This window comes from Polaromonas sp. P1_F8 (genome assembly GCF_056405635.1).
In genome coordinates this window covers 543023-561080 of record NZ_JBFUBS010000002.1, presented here as the reverse complement: position 1 = coordinate 561080, position 18058 = coordinate 543023, and the positions used below count along the sequence as shown (strand labels likewise).

Annotated in this window: 18 protein-coding genes; 14 read left to right on the top strand and 4 right to left on the bottom strand. The window is 62.3% G+C overall.

Features of this window, described 5'->3' with window-relative positions:
* The first annotated feature begins 5 nt into the window (after positions 1 to 5).
* The 11 genes from AC1D1J_RS11520 to AC1D1J_RS11470 all read left to right on the top strand — a co-directional run bounded on the left by AC1D1J_RS11520 (position 6) and on the right by AC1D1J_RS11470 (position 10581).
* Positions 6 to 1001: an ABC transporter permease gene (locus tag AC1D1J_RS11520; RefSeq protein ID WP_477688459.1), complete on the top strand. Its 996-nt coding sequence runs from the start codon at positions 6 to 8 to the stop codon at positions 999 to 1001.
* A gap of 107 nt (positions 1002 to 1108) precedes the next feature.
* Positions 1109 to 2050, top strand: a complete 942-nt coding sequence (locus AC1D1J_RS11515; RefSeq protein WP_477688488.1) for a substrate-binding domain-containing protein — start codon at positions 1109 to 1111, stop codon at positions 2048 to 2050.
* Between the two features lie 78 nt (positions 2051 to 2128).
* The gene (locus AC1D1J_RS11510; protein WP_477694753.1) at positions 2129 to 3409 is read left to right on the top strand and encodes an L-fuconate dehydratase; all 1281 of its coding nucleotides are present in this window, start codon (positions 2129 to 2131) and stop codon (positions 3407 to 3409) included.
* A gap of 61 nt (positions 3410 to 3470) precedes the next feature.
* Positions 3471 to 4253, top strand: coding sequence for an L-fucose dehydrogenase (locus AC1D1J_RS11505; RefSeq protein ID WP_477694752.1), 783 nt, complete (start codon positions 3471 to 3473; stop codon positions 4251 to 4253).
* Positions 4254 to 4422: 169 nt separating this feature from the next.
* Positions 4423 to 5484 (top strand): porin, encoded by a 1062-nt coding sequence (locus tag AC1D1J_RS11500; protein ID WP_477688462.1) that lies wholly within the window; start codon positions 4423 to 4425, stop codon positions 5482 to 5484.
* 223 nt (positions 5485 to 5707) lie between these two features.
* Positions 5708 to 6661: an AEC family transporter gene (locus tag AC1D1J_RS11495; protein ID WP_477694751.1), complete on the top strand. Its 954-nt coding sequence runs from the start codon at positions 5708 to 5710 to the stop codon at positions 6659 to 6661.
* Between the two features lie 165 nt (positions 6662 to 6826).
* Positions 6827 to 7252 (top strand): YciI family protein, encoded by a 426-nt coding sequence (locus AC1D1J_RS11490; RefSeq protein WP_477688464.1) that lies wholly within the window; start codon positions 6827 to 6829, stop codon positions 7250 to 7252.
* Positions 7253 to 7319: 67 nt separating this feature from the next.
* Positions 7320 to 8093, top strand: a complete 774-nt coding sequence (locus AC1D1J_RS11485) for a YciI family protein (protein WP_477694750.1) — start codon at positions 7320 to 7322, stop codon at positions 8091 to 8093.
* Positions 8094 to 8267: 174 nt separating this feature from the next.
* Positions 8268 to 8804 (top strand): SRPBCC family protein, encoded by a 537-nt coding sequence (locus AC1D1J_RS11480; RefSeq protein WP_477694749.1) that lies wholly within the window; start codon positions 8268 to 8270, stop codon positions 8802 to 8804.
* 37 nt (positions 8805 to 8841) lie between these two features.
* Positions 8842 to 9279: a YciI family protein gene (locus tag AC1D1J_RS11475; protein WP_477694748.1), complete on the top strand. Its 438-nt coding sequence runs from the start codon at positions 8842 to 8844 to the stop codon at positions 9277 to 9279.
* Between the two features lie 6 nt (positions 9280 to 9285).
* Complete coding sequence (locus AC1D1J_RS11470; protein WP_477694747.1) at positions 9286 to 10581, top strand: RNA polymerase sigma factor; 1296 nt, start codon at positions 9286 to 9288, stop codon at positions 10579 to 10581.
* 6 nt (positions 10582 to 10587) lie between these two features.
* Here AC1D1J_RS11470 and AC1D1J_RS11465 read toward each other — a convergent pair whose 3' ends face one another.
* Positions 10588 to 11874, bottom strand: coding sequence for an MFS transporter (locus AC1D1J_RS11465; protein WP_477694746.1), 1287 nt, complete (start codon positions 11872 to 11874; stop codon positions 10588 to 10590).
* A 140-nt stretch (positions 11875 to 12014) separates the two neighbouring features.
* On the opposite strand from AC1D1J_RS11465, the gene AC1D1J_RS11460 reads away from it, so the two are divergent.
* From AC1D1J_RS11460 to AC1D1J_RS11450, 3 genes are all read left to right on the top strand, one after another.
* Positions 12015 to 12779: an ArsR/SmtB family transcription factor gene (locus AC1D1J_RS11460; RefSeq protein WP_477688489.1), complete on the top strand. Its 765-nt coding sequence runs from the start codon at positions 12015 to 12017 to the stop codon at positions 12777 to 12779.
* A 112-nt stretch (positions 12780 to 12891) separates the two neighbouring features.
* Positions 12892 to 13296: a pentapeptide repeat-containing protein gene (locus AC1D1J_RS11455; RefSeq protein ID WP_477688470.1), complete on the top strand. Its 405-nt coding sequence runs from the start codon at positions 12892 to 12894 to the stop codon at positions 13294 to 13296.
* Between the two features lie 71 nt (positions 13297 to 13367).
* Positions 13368 to 13727, top strand: a complete 360-nt coding sequence (locus AC1D1J_RS11450) for a hypothetical protein (RefSeq protein ID WP_477694745.1) — start codon at positions 13368 to 13370, stop codon at positions 13725 to 13727.
* Between the two features lie 553 nt (positions 13728 to 14280).
* Here the strand turns inward: AC1D1J_RS11450 and priA are convergent.
* Genes priA through hemE form a run of 3 tightly spaced genes read right to left on the bottom strand, consistent with a single transcriptional unit; the run spans position 14281 to position 17966 of the window.
* Positions 14281 to 16482, bottom strand: a complete 2202-nt coding sequence (gene priA, locus AC1D1J_RS11445; protein ID WP_477694744.1) for a replication restart helicase PriA — start codon at positions 16480 to 16482, stop codon at positions 14281 to 14283.
* Positions 16479 to 16820, bottom strand: coding sequence for a hypothetical protein (locus tag AC1D1J_RS11440; RefSeq protein WP_477688473.1), 342 nt, complete (start codon positions 16818 to 16820; stop codon positions 16479 to 16481). Before AC1D1J_RS11440 ends, priA begins: the two co-directional genes overlap by 4 nt.
* Before the next feature lie 36 nt (positions 16821 to 16856).
* Positions 16857 to 17966 (bottom strand): uroporphyrinogen decarboxylase, encoded by a 1110-nt coding sequence (hemE, locus tag AC1D1J_RS11435; RefSeq protein WP_477694743.1) that lies wholly within the window; start codon positions 17964 to 17966, stop codon positions 16857 to 16859.
* Positions 17967 to 18058: the final 92 nt, after the last annotated feature.

Here is an 18058-nt window from a genome sequence, read left to right as displayed (position 1 = left end):
CACCCATGACCGTCTCCAAGTTGCTGCAAGGTTTCAAAACTGCAGCTTTTAGCAGCAACACCCGTCAAAAGCTGTTGGCATTTGCCAGCTTGCTGGGGTTGCTGATTTTCTTCAGCATGGCCTCGTCCAGCTTCATGCAGACCGACAACATGGTGGGCATTTTGCAGGCCACTGCGGTTAACGGCGTGCTGGCCATCGCCTGCACCTTTGTCATCATCACCTCGGGCATCGACCTGTCGGTGGGCACCCTGATGACCTTTTGCGCAGTCATGGCCGGGGTGGTGCTGACCTATTGGGGCCTGCCCTTCTACCTGGGCGTGCTGGCTGCCATTTTCTTCGGTGCGTTCTCTGGCTTCACCTCGGGCGTGCTGATTGCCAAGCTGAAGATTCCGCCGTTCATTGCCACGCTGGGCATGATGCTCATGCTCAAAGGCCTGTCGCTGGTCATCACCCAATCCAAGCCAATCTATTTCAACGACACGCCGGAGTTTTCGGTCATTTCCCAGGAGTCGTTGATCGGTTATTTCCTGCCCGATCTGCCCATCCCCAATGCGGTGCTGATCCTGTTTGTGGTGGCGGTGGTATCCAGCCTGATCCTGAACAAGACGGTGCTGGGGACCTACACCTTCGCGCTGGGCAGCAACGAAGAGGCGGTACGCCTGTCGGGCGTGAATGTGGACCGCTGGAAGATCATTGTCTACACGCTCAGCGGCGCGATTTGCGGCGTGGCCGGGCTGCTCATCGCCTCGCGCCTGAATTCCGCGCAGCCGGCGCTGGGCCAGGGCTACGAGCTGGATGCGATTGCCGCCGTCGTGATCGGAGGCACTTCGCTCAGCGGCGGGGCCGGCACGATTCTGGGCACCATCATCGGCGCGTTCATCATGAGTGTGCTGACCAACGGGCTGCGCATCATGTCGGTGGCCCAGGAGTGGCAGACGGTGGTGACCGGCCTGATCATCATCGTGGCGGTGTATGCCGATATTTTGCGAAAGCGCAGGTAAATGCAAGCAAGTGCAGTTCTTGCCAAAGAGAAGCCCAAATCCTATCCATGCAACGTCTGATTTTTGATATCCCATAACAAACCCCATACCGATCGGAGATAAACATGATTTTGAAACGCACACTTTTGAGCCTCGCACTGGGCCTCGGCCTGGCGTCTGCCTTGAGCACGGCGATGGCCGCCGATGAGATCTACATCCCGATGATCTCCAAGGGCTTTCAGCACCAGTTCTGGCAAGCCGTCAAGGCCGGCGCCGAGCAGGCCGGCAAGGACTACAAGGTCAAGGTGACCTTCGAAGGCCCCGAGAGCGAGAGCATGGTGGACAAGCAGATCGACATGTTCGCGGCGGCGCTGGCCAAAAAGCCATCGGCCATCGGCTTTGCCGCGCTGGACAGCAAGGCGTCGATCCCGCTGCTGAAAAAGGCCCAGGCTGCCAAGGTTCCAGTCATCGCCTTTGACTCGGGTGTGGACAGCGATATTCCGGTAACCACGACCACCACCAACAATGTGGCCGCCGCGGCCCTCGCCGCCGACAAGATGGCCGAGCTGATCGGCAAAAGCGGCGATGTCGCCCTGGTGGTGCACGACCAGACCAGCCGCACCGGCATCGATCGCACCGACGGATTTGTCAACCGTATCAAGTCAACCTATCCCAACATCAAGATCGTCAGCGTGCAGTACGGCGGCGGCGACCAGCTCAAATCGACCGAGATCACCAAGTCCATCCTGCAGGCCAACCCCAACCTGAAGGGAATTTTCGGCGCGAACGAAGGCTCGGCCATCGGCGCACTGAACGGCGCCAGGGAAATGAAGCGCAAGGTGGTGATCATCGGCTACGACTCCGGCAAGCAGCAAAAGGCCGCCATCATGGATGGCTCGATGGCCGGCGCCATCACCCAGAACCCGGTCGGCATTGGCTACAAGACGGTGGAGGCGGCGGTCAAGTCCCTCAAGGGCGAAAAGCTGCCCAAGGTCATCGACACCGGCTTTTACTACTACGACAAGACCACCATCAACGATCCCAAGATCGCTGCGGTTCTGTATGACTGATGGGTGCGGCGGCCTCAGGGCTACCACGCGCTGAAGCGCTTCTTCACCCGTCAAACAGCAATCCCCAGGCAATCCTTCATGAGCACTATCCAATCCATGCGCGTCATCGATGTGCGCTTTCCCACGTCGCGGCATCTCGACGGCTCGGACGCGATGAATCCGGACCCGGACTATTCGGCCGCCTATGTGGTGCTGGGAACCGGCGAGCCGGGGCTTGAAGGCCATGGCCTGACCTTCACCATCGGCCGCGGCAATGAAATCTGCTGTGCCGCCATCGAAGCCATGCGCCATCTGGTGGTCGGTCTCGACATGGACTGGGTGACTGAAGATATGGGCCGCTTCTGGCGTTACATCACCTCGGACAGCCAGCTGCGATGGATCGGCCCCGACAAGGGCGCGATCCACCTGGCGACTGCCGCCGTGGTCAATGCCGTGTGGGACCTGTGGGCCAAGCAGGAGGGCCTGCCGGTGTGGAAGCTGGTGGCCCGCATGAGCCCGGAAGAGATCGTCAGGCTGATCGACTTCCGCTACATCACCGACTGCATCACGCCGGCCGAAGCGCTGGCGCTGTTGACGCGCCAGGCCGCCGGCAAGGACGCGCGCATGAAGACGCTCGAGCAGGAAGGCTACGCCTGCTACACCACTTCCGCCGGATGGCTGGGCTATGACGACGAAAAGCTCAGGCGCCTGGCCCAGGAGGCGGTGGACGCCGGCTTTTCACACATCAAGCTCAAGGTGGGTCGCGACCTGCAGGACGACATCCGGCGGGTGCGCGTCGCCCGCGAGGTGCTCGGCCCCGACCGCACCCTGATGATTGACGCCAACCAGGTGTGGGATGTCAACGAGGCGATTGAGTGGCTGGGGCACCTGGGCTTTGCCAAGCCCTGGTTCATCGAGGAGCCTACCAGCCCCGACGACATCGAGGGTCACCGCCGCATCCGCGAGGCGGTGAAGGGCGACATGCAGGTCGCCACCGGCGAGATGTGCCAGAACCGCGTCATGTTCAAGCAGCTCATCATGCAGGGCGCCATTGACGTGGTGCAGATCGACGCCTGCCGCCTGGGCGGGGTCAACGAGGTGCTGGCCGTGATGTTGATGGCGGCCAAATATGGACTCAAGGTCTGTCCGCATGCCGGCGGCGTTGGCCTGTGCGAATACGTGCAGCACCTGTCGATGATCGATTACCTCTGCATCGCCGGTACCAAGGAAGGCCGGGTGATCGAATACGTGGACCACCTGCACGAGCATTTCGTGGATCCCTGCGTGATTCGCCATGCCGCCTACATGCCGCCGCAGCGGCCAGGTTATTCGATTGAGATGAAGCGCGAGTCGCTGGCGCAGTACGCCTTCAAGGGCTGATGGCCGCTACACACCCTCGGCTGAGCCTGACCATAACCAACGTCTGACAACGGAGCCCTTGATGAATTTGCACCTTCAAAACAAGATTGTCATTGTCACCGGCGGGGGCGCCGGAATTGGCGGGGCCATCAGCCTGCAGCTGGCGCGGGAGGGCGCCGTGCCGGTGATCTTCGGCCGCAGCCCCTTGTTGCCGGAATTTTCCGCGGCCTTGCGGGAGCTCGGTGCACGCCACGGGTTTTTCCAGCTCGAACTTGAAAGCGAATCGGCCTGCCGGACCGCGGTGCAGGGTGCCGTGGCCGAATTCGGCGGCATTGATGCGCTGGTCAACAACGCCGGCGTCAACGACAGCGTCGGCCTGGAGGCCGGCCCCGAGGCCTTCCAGCGCTCGTTGCAGTCCAACCTGATGCATTACTACCTGATGGCGCACCTGTGCCTGGACCAGCTCAAGGCCAGGCGCGGCGCCATCGTCAACATTTCCTCCAAGACGGCGCTCACCGGGCAGGGCAACACCAGCGGCTATGTCGCGGCCAAGGCGGCCCAGCTGGGGCTGACACGCGAATGGGCTGCCGCGCTGGCGGCGCATGGCGTGCGGGTCAATGCGGTGCTGCCGGCCGAAGTCATGACACCGCTCTATGAAACGTGGCTCAAGACCTTTGCCGACCCGGCCGCGGCGCTCGCCGACATCACGGCCCGGATTCCCCTCGGTCAGCGCATGACGACCGACCGCGAAATTGCCGACACGGTGGTGTTCTTGCTGTCCGATCGCGCCTCACACACGACGGGCCAGTGGATTCATCCCGATGGCGGCTATGTGCATCTGGACCGGGCCCTGCTGACCCGTTGATCGCAATGAACACGATACCCAAACGGCCGGGCCTGGAAAGCACGATGAAAGCCCGCAGCCAAGATTTTCCCCGCCCGAACCGGGTTCGCTCTGGGCAGCCATGCCGGCGAATGGGCATATCCGGACTTTTTAACTGACTCAACCTAACCATAGCAAAGAGAGACAAATCATGAAAGCTGCTTTCCGTAGTGTGTACGTCGGTGTGGCCTGCGCGGCTGCCCTGGCTCCGCAGTTGGCCTCGGCCCAGTCCAGTGTTACCTTGTACGGACGTGCCGTATCCGGCCTGGCGTATATCGACCATGTGTATGACCCGGTGGCCAATGCCAGCTTCTCCAAATCCATGGTGGCCAGCAACCAGTGGGGCACCAGCATGTGGGGCATGAAGGGCAAGGAAGACCTGGGCGGCGGCCTGGCGGCCAACTTCCTTCTCGAAAGCGGTTTTGAACTTAAAAACGGGGCGACCGGTAGTGGACTGTTCAACCGCCGCGCCTATGTCGGTCTGTCCAACGCCAGCTGGGGCAGTTTCCGCGTCGGCAAGAACCTGTTCATCAGCAACGACGTATGGGACCTGGACCCGACCGGCCAGCAGTGGGTGGGTAGCGCCACTCTGGTCAGGGGCCGCAGCTGGCCCGGTGCCAACAATGTGGTGGAGTATTCAACGCCTGATTTTGGCGGTTTCAGCGCCACCGGGCAAATCTCATTCGGCGAACAGGCTGGCAACAGCAAGGCACTCCGCGGCGAAGGCATATCGATGACCTATGCGAACCAGGACCTGATGCTGCGCGCCATTTATTCCGCGCGCCGTAATGCTACCGCCACCTTCACGGATGTTTTCAGCACCTCCAAGGAAACCATCATAGGCGGCACTTACAAGTTCGGCCCGGCCAAGCTCTATGCGGCCTACGACTACATCACCGCACCCGACGCGGCCCTCACCGCCGCGTCCAAGCTCAAGCACGCCTGGGTTGGCGTTCGCTACGATGTAACGCCGGCGCTCACGCTGATCGGTTCGGTCTTCCACGTCAAATCTGACCGGGTGGCCGGCAAGGCCACGCTGGGCATGGTGGGTGCGGACTACAGCATGTCCAAGCGCACCCTGCTGTACGCGTCATTCGGTAGCGTCAGCAACTCCAGTGGCGCCAACTTCGGGGTGGACGGTGGGATCTCGGGAAATCCGGCGGTCAACCAAGGGCAAAGAACCATTTACGCGGGTATCGCGCACAGCTTTTAAAGGGCAACGCTGCCGAGCGAGTTCCATGCGTTCGGCGGCAGGCCGGCAGGTTCAGATCGGGATCACCTGACGCGGACCAGCTGGCCAGCCACTTTTTGCTATTAAAAATATAGCTGCTCGCGCAGACACTGTCTGCGCCGCAGCTATTTTTTATGCTCAATCGGCGTGCAAGCGGCATCGTATTGCGCACTCGCACGCAAGGGCGTGGGCGACAATCAGCGCCGTGCTCAGCATTCTTTTCGTCACTTTCCCTTTTTTCGCCCTGGTGTTGTGCGGCTACCTTGCTGCACGCCGGGGCCTGCTCCCGCAGCTGGCCATTCCTGGCCTGAACACCTTCGTGCTGTATTTCGCATTGCCCTGCATGCTGTACCGCTTTGGCGCCGGCACGCCGATTGCCCAGCTGCTGGACGCGAGCCTGGTGGCCGTCTATTTGGTGTGCGCATTGCTGATGGTGGCCTTCACCGTGATGCTCACACGCAAGGGCCGTATTGCCTGGAACGACGCATCTTTCGGTGCGCTGGTGGCGGCCTTCCCCAACACCGGCTTCATGGGCGTGCCGCTTCTGGTGGCACTGCTGGGCGCGCAGGCCGCCGGCCCGGCCATCGTCACCATCCTGGTTGACTTGCTCGTGACAAGCTCGCTGTGCATCGCGCTGTCGCGGCTGGACTCGGCCGACATTCATGGCGCCGAGGTTGCCGCGCAGAATGCGCTCAAGGGCGTGGCGCTCAATCCCATGCCGTGGGCCATCGTGCTGGGCGCGCTGTCGTCCGGCTTTGGTGTGATGTTGCCCGCGCCGGTGATGCAGACCGTCGGGCTGCTGGCCGATGCGGCCTCGCCTGTGGCGCTATTTACCATTGGCGCGGTGCTGGCGCGTTCGCAGATGAACAGCACGGCTGCCACACCCCTGAAAGAGTATGTGCCGGTTGCGCTCATCAAACTGGTGGTGCACCCGGTACTGGTGGGCCTCGTCGGGTTGGGTGCCATCGCTGTGGGCGTGCCGCTGCAACCCTTCGCGCTCACAGTCATCGTACTGGTGGCGGCGTTGCCCAGCGCCAGCAATGTGGCGCTGCTGGCCGAGCGCTTCGGCGCGGACAACGGGCGCATCGCCCGCATCATCCTGTTGTCTACGGTGCTGGCCTTTTTCAGCTTTTCGGCAGCGGTGACCCTGCTGACCTGAGCCAGGTACCAGGCCTTTTCGGGCCTCGTTACAAAAAAAAATGAAAAAAGATGGCCCCGCGCTGTCGATTTCGCTCTTCCCGTTCGTCGTACCGGTAAGAGCAGGATTTTTCTGCCTGGGTTGTCCGGGCTCTCCGCTCCCAACGCAAACCCAAAGGAGTCCGAAATGAAATTCATGGTCCTCATCAAAGCCGACAAACACAGCGAAGCCGGTGAAATGCCCAGCGAACAACTGCTGGCCGACATGGGCAAGTTCAACGAATCGCTGGTCAAGGCCGGCGTCATGCTGGCGGGCGAGGGGCTGCACCCCAGTTCAAAAGGCGCGCGCGTCAGGTTTTCCGGCAGCAAGCGCACCGTGATCGACGGGCCTTTCCCCGAAACCAAAGAGTTGGTCGCCGGTTTCTGGATGCTGCAGGTCTCGTCAAAAGAGGAAGCAATTGAATGGGTCAAACGCTGCCCGTTACCGCCTGAGAGCGAAGCCGAAATCGAAATCCGTCAGGTGTTTTCGGCCGAAGATTTCGGCGCCGAATTCACGCCTGAACTTCGCGAAGCCGAGGAACGCCTGCGCCGGCAGGTAGAAGCAAAGAGCTGAAACGCGCCAGCCCCGTGTTTGAGGTAAAAACCGGGGACGGCGGCGCGGGCTGCCTAAGGAAATCCACATGCAATACATGATCCTGCGCAAATCCGACGCGAGCACTGAAGCCGGCGAGCTGCCCAGCCCCGCACTGCTGGCCGCCATGGGCGCCTACAACGAAGCACTGGCCAGGGCCGGCATGCTGCTGGGCGGCGAAGGCCTGCAGGCAAGCTCAAAGGGCGCGCGCATCCGGTTTTCCGGTGGCAAGCCCACGGTCATCGATGGCCCCTTCACCGAAGCCAAAGAGCTGATCGCCGGTTTCACCATGATTGAGGCGGCTTCCAGGGATGAAGTACTGGAATGGCTCAAGCGCTGGCCTCAAGAGGATGCGGATGGCAATACTTCGCTGGAAATCCGCGAGGGCGGCTGCCCCGGCGGCCTGCGCGGCGTTGCTGGGGAAGGCGCGCCGCCGCTGCCCGAGGGTTTCCGGCGTTTCATGATTTTGCTCAAGGCCAATGACCGGGCCGAGGCCGGCATCGTGCCCGACAGCCAGTGGCTGGGCCGTATGGCCCAACACAATGACGACGCCGTCAAGGCCGGTGTGCTGCTAATGGGCGAAGGGCTTAAGCCCAGCGCCAGCGCATCCCGCATGAAATTCACCCGGGGCAAACCCAGCGTGATGGACGGGCCCTTCGCCGAAGCGAAAGAGTTGCTGGCCGGTTTCTGGATCATTCAGGCGCGGTCGCTCAAGGCCGCGGTGGACTGGGCGCTGGCCTATCCGTTCCCGTTTCGGGATACGGAAGAGGTTGAGGTCGAGATTCGGCTGTTGTTTGAGGCTGCCGATTTCGCACAGGCTTAGCGTTCAGGGTTCCGGCCAAAAATATTTGAAATTTTTTTGGCGAGGCATGTCGATTTCGCGTTTTTCGTTCGTCGTACCAGTGAGCAGACGTTTTTTGGAGGCCGGACCGGCCCGATAAACCCGGCGCTCGCCCATTTATCGAAGTGAACGAACACCAACTTAAGGGAATAAAACATGTTCAAGACCATCGCCATCATTGCAGCCGTCGCCATCGTGGTTTTTATCGTGGCCGTACTGATACTGGCCTCCAACAAGCCCGACACCTTCCGCGTGCAGCGCCAGGCCACCATCCAGGCGCCGCCCGAAAAAATCTTCCCGCTGATCAACGACTACAAACAGTGGGCAGCCTGGTCGCCCTGGGAGAAGAAGGACGCCGCCATGAAGCGCAGCTTCAGCGGTCCGGCCACCGGCAAGGGCTCTGCCTACGCCTGGGAAAGCAAGGAAGTCGGCACGGGCGACATGCTGATCACCGAATCCGTACCGTCTTCGCTCGTCAGGATAGACCTGAACTTCAGCAAACCTTTTGAAGCCCACAACAAGGTGGTCTTCACCATCCAGCCGCAAGCCGGCGGCAGCGTCGTGAGCTGGGACATGTCCGGCCCCGCGCCCTTGATTGCCAGGGTCATGCATGTCTTCTTTGATATGGACAAGATGGTGGGCAAGGATTTCGAAGCTGGCCTGGCCGACATGAAGGCTGCTGCAGAAAAGTAAGCCCGGCTCACTCACCCCACATTCAAGGAGTATTCAAATGCGATTCATGATGCTGATGATCCCCAAAGGCTACGAAACCGCCGACGCAGGCACCATGCCCAGCGCCGACGCCGTCGCCGCGATGATGAAGTACAACGAGGAGTTGCAAAAAGCCGGCGTGCTGCTCGCGCTGGACGGCCTGCACCCGCCTTCCATGGGTGCTCGCGTCACCTTTCCCGGTGGCAAGGCCCATGTCAAAGACGGCCCCTTTGCCGAAGCCCGCGAAGTGCTGGGCGGCTACTGGATGATCAACGTGGCTTCGCGTGAAGAAGCCATCCAATGGGCTTCGCGCTGCCCCGGCGGCGAAAACGAAATCATCGAAGTGCGCCAGGTGCAGGAGATGGAGGACTTCCCGCCCGACGTGCAGGAAGCCGCCGCCGGCTTCGTTGAGATGCAGCAAGCGCCGAGCGGAAAAAGCAAGGGCAAGGGCGCCTGAAGCCGCATGGCGCCCAATGAAACCCATCGCGCCATCGACGCCGTCTGGCGCATCGAGTCGGCCAAGGTCATCGCCAAGGTTGCACGCATGGTGCAGGAGGTGGGCCTGGCTGAAGAGATCGCGCAGGACGCGCTGGTTACCGCGCTGGAGCGCTGGCCCAAGACGGGCGTGCCGGACAACCCGGGCGCCTGGCTCATGGCGGTGGCCAAGCACCGCGCCATCGACTACCTGCGGCGGCGCAAGCTGCTCGCGCTCAAGCACGAAGAGCTGGGCCATGAACTCGAGCTGGAGCAGGAAATGGCTTTCGCCGACATAGACGAGGTCGGCTCCGGGGACGACGGCGACGACTATGGCGACGACCTGCTGCGCCTCATCTTTACCGCCTGCCACCCGGTGCTGTCGACCGAGGCGCGCATCGCGCTCACGCTGCGCCTGCTGGGCGGCCTGAGCACCGACGAAATCGCACGCGCCTTCCTGGTGCCCGAGCCCACCGTGGCCCAACGCATCGTGCGCGCCAAGCGCACCCTCGCCGAGGCGCGCGTGCCCTTTGAAGTGCCCGGCCCCGAAGAGCGCGGCGCACGCTTGGCCTCGGTGCTGGAAGTGATCTACCTGATCTTCAACGAAGGCTATTCGGCCACTTCAGGTGGCGACTGGATGCGGCCCGCGCTGTGCGACCAGGCCTTGCGGCTGGGGCGCGTGCTGGCTGAGCTGGCGACACAGGAGCCCGAAGTGCATGGCCTGGTCGCCCTCATGGAAATCCAGGCCTCACGCGCCAAGGCGCGCATCGGGCCTTCGGGTGAACCCATCTTGCTGCTCGAGCAAAACCGCGCAAGCTGGGACCATATCCTGATACGCCGCGGCTTTGCGGCATTGGCGCGCGCCGAGGCGCTGGGCGGCGCGCTGGGGCCGTATGCGCTGCAGGCCGCGATTGCCGCGTGCCATGCACGTGCTCCCACCGGCGCCGACACCGACTGGCACCGCATCGCCGCGCTCTACGATGCGCTGGCGCAGCTGATGCCCTCGCCGGTGGTGGAACTCAACCGCGCCGTCGCGCTGGCCATGGCTTTTGGCCCGGCGACGGGGCTGGAGGTGGCCGATGCGCTGCTGGCCGAGCCCTTGATGAAAAACTACCACCTGCTGCCCAGCGTACGCGCCGACTTTTTATTTAAGCTCGGCCGGCTGGACGAAGCCCATGCCGAGTTCGAACGCGCCGCTTCGCTCACGCGCAACCTGCGCGAACGTGAGCTGCTGCTGGCACGCGCCGAGGCCTGCAAGCCCGACGCCACGCCGCGCCTTTCCTGAAGCGCTTCAGGCGGCAAGCTTGCGACCGCCCAGCATGCAGGCGATGGCCGCCAGTTGCAGCAGCACGGTCACGCCAAAGTAAAGGCCAGTGCCCGCACCGAGGTGCGCCGGGCTCCCGTTGCCGGTCACCAGCAACAGGGCAAACGTGGCTGGCGCCAGCGACCAAAGACCCTGCGACATCGCCACGATCAGCGCCACCACACGCGCCACGTCTTCCTTGACGAACTCCACCTGCGCCACCAGCGGCGGCAGCGATGTCGCGTTGCCGATGCCGATGCCGAACAGCACCACGCCCAGCAGGATCAGCGCGGTCTGGTGTTCTGCCGCGCAGGCCAGTAACAGTGAGCCGGCGATCTGCACGGCGTAGCTCATGCTGGCCACCAGCCGCCGGTCGGCACCGGCCGGCATGCATTTGGCGACGATGTTGCGGCCGCCGATGGCGCAAGCGGTGGCCAACGCCATCGCCAGGCCCGCGCCCTGGGTGCTGAGCGCTGACACCAGCAGCGAATACAAATGCGTGATCAAGCCGGCCTGGGCAAACATGCTCAGCGCCATCGCCGCGGCCAGCGTACGAAAGCTGCGGTCGCGCCACAGCAGGCGGCCCGGCAAGGGTTTGGCATGCGCAGAGGTGACGCTGCGTGCTGGCGTGCCCGGTGCGTCACCGTCAGGCTGCTGGCCCATGCGCTCTGGCGTTTGCGCGATCACGTAGAAACAGAGGCACCCCACGACAGCCAGCATGGCCGCGCCCACCAAAAGGGTGGCGGTGGTAAAGCCCATCGCCGCGATCAAAGCGCCCCATAGCGGCGAGAAAATCACACCGCCCAGGCTGGCGCCGTTATAAGCTTTGGCCAGCGCCATGGGGCGGCCGCGCACAAACCACGGCGAGATGATGGCGTTGATGCCCGCAGCGCCCATCGTGACCCAGCCGCCGCCCGTCAGCATGGCAGCCACAAACAGTTGCCAGGGCTGTGCAGCCAGCGCCCAGCCCAGAAGTCCCAGTGCCAGCGCGGCGGCACCCGCAGCGGTAGTGGCGGCGACGCCCAGCCGGGCATGGATGCGCGGCATGCAGGCCACCACGCCCGCGCCGAACAAAAAGTGAAACGTCACGGCGGCAGACACCAAGGGCAGTGCCCATCCGGTGCGCGCAAGCACCGCGTGCAGAAAAATCGCCGGGCTGTAAAAGCCAATACCCCAGCCGAAGATGGCCAATACAAAGGCGGCGCGCACAACGGTGACGCCGTAAAACGCGCGTGGCGCCGGCGGCTGAAGGGCAGGGGTCATTGGCAGTTCCATGGAGTTCTCCTTGAGGGGCGGCAGCGGTTGCTGCATAGCCTTCATGGTGCGGCGAAGCCCGACTTTGATGCTTCGTCACGGAGCGAAGCATGGGCCGCCCGATGCTGCTAAGGTTGGTACTCAGAAGGTCTTAAACCATGATGAATACCAACCAAATCGCGCACATCGCCTCGCTGGTCGGCGAACCGGCCCGCACCGCCATGCTGATGGAGCTGCTGGACGGCCGCTCGCTCACCGCCCACGAACTGGCGGGCGTCGGCAATGTCTCGCCACAAACCGCCAGCCGTCACCTGGCCCTGATGGTCGAAGGCGGCCTGCTGTGCGTAGAGCAGCACGGCCGGCACCGCTACCACCGCCTGGCCTCGGTCGACGTGGCCCGCGTACTCGAAGGCATCACGCAACTGGCCTCACAAAATGCACCCGCGCCACGCCGCTCCGTAGTGCCCGGCCCCAAAGACGCTGCCATGCGCATGGCCCGCAGCTGCTACGACCACATCGCCGGCCGCCTCGGTGTGGCCATTGCCCATCACCTTGTGGCCGACGGCGCCATCACGTTTGATGGCGAGGCCGGCCATGTGACCGCCAAGGCCGGCGCCGTACTGGCGCGTCTGGGGATTGAGATGTCAACGTCGCCGACCAGCATCAACACCAAGCGCCCCTACTGCCGCCCGTGCCTGGACTGGAGCGAACGCCGCTTCCATGTCGCCGGGCAACTCGGCACGCTGATCTGCACGCACAGCCTGGAGCGCGGCTGGCTGCTGCGCCGCCAGGGCATGCGCGCGCTGGAGATCACGCCCAAAGGCGTGGTTGCGCTGCGTGACTGGATGGGGCAGGAGGATTGGCGGCAGGTCACTGAAGGCGATGCATTTCCTGCGCGGGTAGGGGCTGCGTTACGCGCCGCCTGAAGCCGTTGCTCGCAACCGTTTTACGGTCGAAACCGCCAATGTATGCCGCAGCGTTTTGCGGCATACATTACGTCAGGCACTTCGCTCAAAACCCGCTTCTGTCCGATTTTCCATGACCATCTACATTGAGAGCACTGACTTTGACCAAGACTCGCTACCCAAAGGTTGGGATGAGGCGGCGTTCAAATACTGCAACTTCAGCAAACTTTGTATGGAGGGTAGCGGTTTCGGCGGCGTTCTCGTTGGCTGTGTCATCGAGGAATCTGAGTGGTACTGGAGCCTGTTCAATACCACAACATTTGTGAACGTCGAATTCAAAAAGTGCGTCTTTCGCGGCGCCTCATTTGCAGGTTGCAGCTTCACTGAATGCAGATTTATCGACTGCTTGTTTGTCAAAGACAACCTGGGCGGAGACTGTCATTTCACTGAAAGCCGCTGGTACGCATGCACACAATCTGGTTGCACAGGTCTCGTTGATGCAGTCGCTCAATCGCCGAGCCCAGGTGAGTTCGCCTGACCTTCCATCAAGCTGATGTCCCTTGGCAAGCCAGAAAATGCCTTTCATCTAAAATTTTGGAGCGTAAAAGCATGATTGCAATGTACGGGCCTTCCTGGCCGAGGCGAGTTGACCGGCGTGCCGAACGGGGCCACTACGAGCCGCATGACGAACCACCGTTCCTGGTGAATGCCCGAACGTTGGGAGACGCGCTGTCGGCCTATGGAGAACGCTTCAGCATCGACATAAAGCCCTACGACGGGTCTCTCGAACATTTCCCGCTTGAGGCTGGCACGCCGCCAAAGTACTTTTTCTACGTTCAGGCCAATGGAGATCGGTCTATGGTGGACATCCATGTGACGCGGGGCAATGAGGAGCTCTGTCCAAAGCAGGATTTGGCTTTCGTATTGCTGGCGGATGACCGGGTAGAAATTGGCGGGCTCATATGTTGAATTCCCTTGGGAGACTATTTAAATGAGACAAGGCTCAATGCCTAGCATCGGAGTTCGCGTTGTTGTCGTCGTAGTCGGTGCCTGTATCTGCCTTTTCGCGGGATTGAGGTTGAGTCAAGCGGTGCAGCACGCTGTGGCGACTGGAGCCGTTCTTCTTGGCGACACCAAGCCTATGTCTCGTGGCGCGGTCTACCCCTACCCGTGGCGCGAAGCCTGGGGTTTCTTTGCGGGGTGGTCCTTAATAGCCGTTGGCGGGATATTGGTCGCGCTTGCGGCAGCGGGGCGCTGGTGGCTTTTGCTGATCGCCTTGTTGGCGTTCTTGAGCGGGCAGATACTGGTAGCTGCTGCCCCTATGCTTGGTTCGGTTTGGGGCACCTTTGTGCTTGTCTCAGTCTGGGGCGGTGGAAGCCTGTTGGCATTGGCATTTGCGCTCTGGCGAAGTGCGCGCAACCATCGGCAGCTGCAACTAGAGCCGGAACTCCAAGACCGAAAGCGCGGTGAACATTCTGCATAGCTGGTCAGTCCAGGCAGGCGTTCTGTTGGCAGGTGTCGATCAAATCGCAATCGGATCCACATCAATCGCCCAGCGAATCAGGCTTTTGAATTCAGCCTGCTGGCGCGTTTCAAACAGCACCGGCTGCCAGGCCGCCAGAAAGCGTTGCAGCGCCGCGCGTGACGGGCTTTCGACCAGCATCTGCGCGCGCTCGATATTGGCCACGCGCTGTATCGTCATCGGCACGGCTGGGTAGGCGGTGACTTGCCCGTGGCCCGTGAGTTGCTGCGCCTCGGCCTGGGCGGCTGCCGCGTTGAGAAATCCTTGTGCGACGGACTGCTCGCGTGCCTCGGCGCGCACCAGCGCTGAAAAGCCAAAGGGCGACATGCCTGCCGCTTCGCGTTCTGCCAGCTGCTGGTCGGCAAAACCCGGGTAGTCGTGCTTTTTGAGTGCTTCAAACAGCGGATGGGCGGGATGAAAGGTTTGCACCCACATCTCGCTGGCGTCGCTGTGCCTTGCATCACGGCCTGCGCGGCCGCCGGCCTGCATCAAAAGACTGAAGAGGCGCTCGGGGGCGCGGAAGTCGCTAGAGAACAGCGCGCCGTCGGGGTTGATAGCCGCCACCAGCGTGATGTGGCGAAAGTCGTGGCCCTTGGCAATCATCTGCGTGCCGACCAGCACGTCGACTTCGCCCGCATGCACGCTGGCCAATTGTGATTCGAGCGCGCCTTTGAGCCGTGTCGTGTCGGCATCAATGCGGGCAATGCGCGGCGGCTCGCCGTCTGGCCGCTTCACGCCGGCCAGCAATTCGGCCAAATGTTCTTCCAGCCGTTCGGTGCCGCGTCCCACGGGCGCGATGTCGATGTTGCCACAGCTCGGGCAGGCGCGCGGCACGCGTTCGGTAAAGCCGCAGTGGTGACAGCGAAGGGTCCGGTCTATCTTGTGGAAGACACGAAACGCGCTGCAATGCGGGCACTCGCTTTTCCAGCCGCAGTCGTGGCAGGCCAGCACAGGTGCATAACCGCGCCGGTTTAAAAAGATCAGCGACTGCTCGCCGCGCGCCACGCGTTGTGCGATGGCATCCAGCAGCGGCGGCGCAATCACGCAGTGCTTGGGCTGGTGGTTCATGTCCACGCGCCGAACTGTGGGCAGGCCTCCTGAAGAGCTCGTCGCTGAGGAATTTTCCGACGGGCCGCCCCTAGGAAAATTGGCCCCCTCGGGGGGCAGCGCATTACGCGAAGCGAAAAGCGTGGGGGCCACGTCACCGATGCGTTCACTCATTGTGAGGCGTTGGTAGCGGCCCGCCAGTGTCGCCTGCCAGCTCTCCAATGATGGCGTGGCCGAACCGAGCAGCACCCTGCAAGGACCATGGCCATGCGTGGCGTCTTCGGTTTCGATCTTGGCGCGGTAGACAGCCAGGTCGCGGGCGGAATAGCGTGCGCCCTCTTGTTGCTTGTAGCTTGGGTCGTGTTCCTCGTCGACCACCAGCAGGCGCAGATTCGGCATGGAGGCAAACACCGCCATGCGCGTGCCCAGCACCAGGCGCGCATGGCCGGCATGGGCCGCCAGCCAGCTTTTCAGGCGCTGGGCTGGGGTCAGGCCGCTGTGCAAGGCCACCACGCGCTCTTTGCCCAGGTGGGCAAACCGTTCTTCAAAGCGCGACTGCAACTGGGGCGTGAGGTTGATCTCGGGCACCATCACCAGCACCTGGGCTGTGGGGTCCTGCTCCAGCACGCGGGCCGCGGCGCGCAGGTAAACCTCGGTTTTGCCGCTGCCGGTGGCGCCGAACAGCAGCGCGGGCCGGGTATCGGTGTCATATTCAGCCAGGGCAAGGGCCTGCTGCGCACTGAGCGGCATCAGCGCCGCGGTGTCCTGCGGGCCGCTGGTGTCCGCAACCGGGCGCTTGAGCCGCCGCGCCAGCTGGATATTGCTGAGGTCGCGCAGTTGCGGCGGCAATGCCGCCAGCGCCACCTCGCCCAGGGAGCGCTGGTAATAAGCGGCGGTGAACGTCACCAGTTTTTGCCAGGTCGCCGAAAGAGGCTGCAGCCCTTCCAGCACACCGGTGACATGACGCGTCTGTATTTCCAGCAGCGTTCCACTGTCAGGTACCACTCCCCACACCACCCCAAGGACTTCGCGTTTGCCCAGCGGCACCCGCACCAGGGAGCCGACAGCAAGTGGCAATTCACTCTGGTAGGTCAGTGGCCCGGCGATGGAACTGTGCGCGGGCGCGGCAACGGCAACTTGAAGCCAATAGCTCATTTGGAGTAACTAAATGTGTTTACTTCTTGAGAAGTACATCCAGATAGTGCGCTAAGTCCTTGATTTACCATCGCTTTACAGATTTCCAGATTTTCTGTGGATAACTTTGTTGATAGCTTGCCTTGGCGCGTCGCGAAGCCTTGTAAATCAAGGCTTTTCTTAAACTGCCCGGAAAAAAAGCAATTTAAAGTCTCTATATAAATCAATAACTTACGTGCGCTATTGCTTTGATAGCGAAGCATGCTGCCTGGGTTCACCATTGCGGCACCGCAACACGAATTTTGTGCATAAGTCCGGGCGCCGTCGCCCGGTTTTGTGCTAGCCATGGTTGAAATCATTCATCCCGTGGCCTTTTCTGGACGTAGGCGGAAAGTTTAGGTACCAGCGCCGCGCATGCTGCGAGAGTGAGCGTGTACTGCGCGCACCAGCACTTCCACACTTTCGGGTGGCGTGTATTGGCTGATGCCATGCCCCAGGTTGAAAATATGGGCCGGTCCAGGCTCGTGGGCATCAATATGGGGCTTGCCAAAGCTGTCCAGCACGCTTTTCACCTCGGCTTCTATCTGCGCCGGGTTGGCAAACAGCACGTTGGGGTCCAGGTTGCCCTGCAAGGCTTTGGCATGTGGTCCGTTTTCACCGACCAGCGCGCGCGCCCTGGCCAGGTTGACCGTCCAGTCCAGTCCCAGCACCTCGCAATCGAGCTGCGCCATGGCTTCGAGCCACTGGCCGCCGCCTTTGGTGAAGACGAGGCGGGGGATCTTGACGCCCTCGTGCTCACGTTTGAGCTGGGCCAGCACGCGGGCCGTGTAGGCCAGGCTGAAGGTTTTGAAGGCCGCGTCGGCCAGCACGCCGCCCCAGCTGTCAAAAATCATCACGGCCTGGGCGCCAGCCTCAATCTGTGCGTTCAGATAGGAGGCAACCGCGTCGGCGTTCACGGTAAGCATTTTGTGCATCAGGTCCGGGCGCTGGTACAGCATGGTCTTGACCAGGCGGTAGTCGTCGGAGCCCGCGCCTTCGACCATGTAGCAGGCCAGCGTCCAGGGGCTGCCCGAAAAGCCGATCAGCGGCACGCGGCCGTTCAGGGCCTTGCGGATTGACGTCACGGCGTCAAACACATAGCCCAGCTTGTTCATGTCCGGCACTTCCAGCCTGGCCACAGCAGCCTCGTCGCGTACCGGCGTGGCAAAGCGCGGGCCTTCGCCCAGCGCGAACGACAGGCCCAGGCCCATGGCATCGGGCACGGTCAGGATGTCGCTGAACAGGATGGCGGCATCCAGCGGGTAACGCTCAAGCGGCTGCAGCGTGACTTCGGTGGCGTAGTCGGTGTTGGTGGCCAGGCCCATGAAACTGCCGGCCTGGGCGCGCGTGGCGCGGTACTCGGGCAAATAGCGGCCGGCCTGGCGCATCAGCCAGACGGGAGTATGGGTGGTGGCCTGGCGCAGGCAGGCGCGCAAAAAGGTGTCGTTTTGAAGGGGTGCGAACATGCCCTGATTGTCTCAGGTGTGAGGCGGGCCCTCCCATCGCGGGATATCCGCAGGGCTGGCACTTGAGCGGGTTCGGATTTACCATGGCCTCA

Bases quoted from the DNA above. Each gene is read 5' to 3' on its own strand.
- AC1D1J_RS11485 (WP_477694750.1), top strand. From the start codon at position 7,320: ATGCAATACATGATCCTGCGCAAATCCGACGCGAGCACTGAAGCCGGC.
- AC1D1J_RS11520 (WP_477688459.1), top strand. From the start codon at position 6: ATGACCGTCTCCAAGTTGCTGCAAGGTTTCAAAACTGCAGCTTTTAGC.
- AC1D1J_RS11480 (WP_477694749.1), top strand. From the start codon at position 8,268: ATGTTCAAGACCATCGCCATCATTGCAGCCGTCGCCATCGTGGTTTTT.
- AC1D1J_RS11460 (WP_477688489.1), top strand. From the start codon at position 12,015: ATGAATACCAACCAAATCGCGCACATCGCCTCGCTGGTCGGCGAACCG.
- AC1D1J_RS11490 (WP_477688464.1), top strand. From the start codon at position 6,827: ATGAAATTCATGGTCCTCATCAAAGCCGACAAACACAGCGAAGCCGGT.
- AC1D1J_RS11450 (WP_477694745.1), top strand. From the start codon at position 13,368: ATGATTGCAATGTACGGGCCTTCCTGGCCGAGGCGAGTTGACCGGCGT.
- AC1D1J_RS11440 (WP_477688473.1), bottom strand. From the start codon at position 16,820: ATGATTTCAACCATGGCTAGCACAAAACCGGGCGACGGCGCCCGGACT.
- AC1D1J_RS11470 (WP_477694747.1), top strand. From the start codon at position 9,286: ATGGCGCCCAATGAAACCCATCGCGCCATCGACGCCGTCTGGCGCATC.
- AC1D1J_RS11455 (WP_477688470.1), top strand. From the start codon at position 12,892: ATGACCATCTACATTGAGAGCACTGACTTTGACCAAGACTCGCTACCC.
- priA (WP_477694744.1), bottom strand. From the start codon at position 16,482: ATGAGCTATTGGCTTCAAGTTGCCGTTGCCGCGCCCGCGCACAGTTCC.
- hemE (WP_477694743.1), bottom strand. From the start codon at position 17,966: ATGTTCGCACCCCTTCAAAACGACACCTTTTTGCGCGCCTGCCTGCGC.
- AC1D1J_RS11475 (WP_477694748.1), top strand. From the start codon at position 8,842: ATGCGATTCATGATGCTGATGATCCCCAAAGGCTACGAAACCGCCGAC.
- AC1D1J_RS11505 (WP_477694752.1), top strand. From the start codon at position 3,471: ATGAATTTGCACCTTCAAAACAAGATTGTCATTGTCACCGGCGGGGGC.
- AC1D1J_RS11500 (WP_477688462.1), top strand. From the start codon at position 4,423: ATGAAAGCTGCTTTCCGTAGTGTGTACGTCGGTGTGGCCTGCGCGGCT.
- AC1D1J_RS11510 (WP_477694753.1), top strand. From the start codon at position 2,129: ATGAGCACTATCCAATCCATGCGCGTCATCGATGTGCGCTTTCCCACG.
- AC1D1J_RS11465 (WP_477694746.1), bottom strand. From the start codon at position 11,874: ATGGAACTGCCAATGACCCCTGCCCTTCAGCCGCCGGCGCCACGCGCG.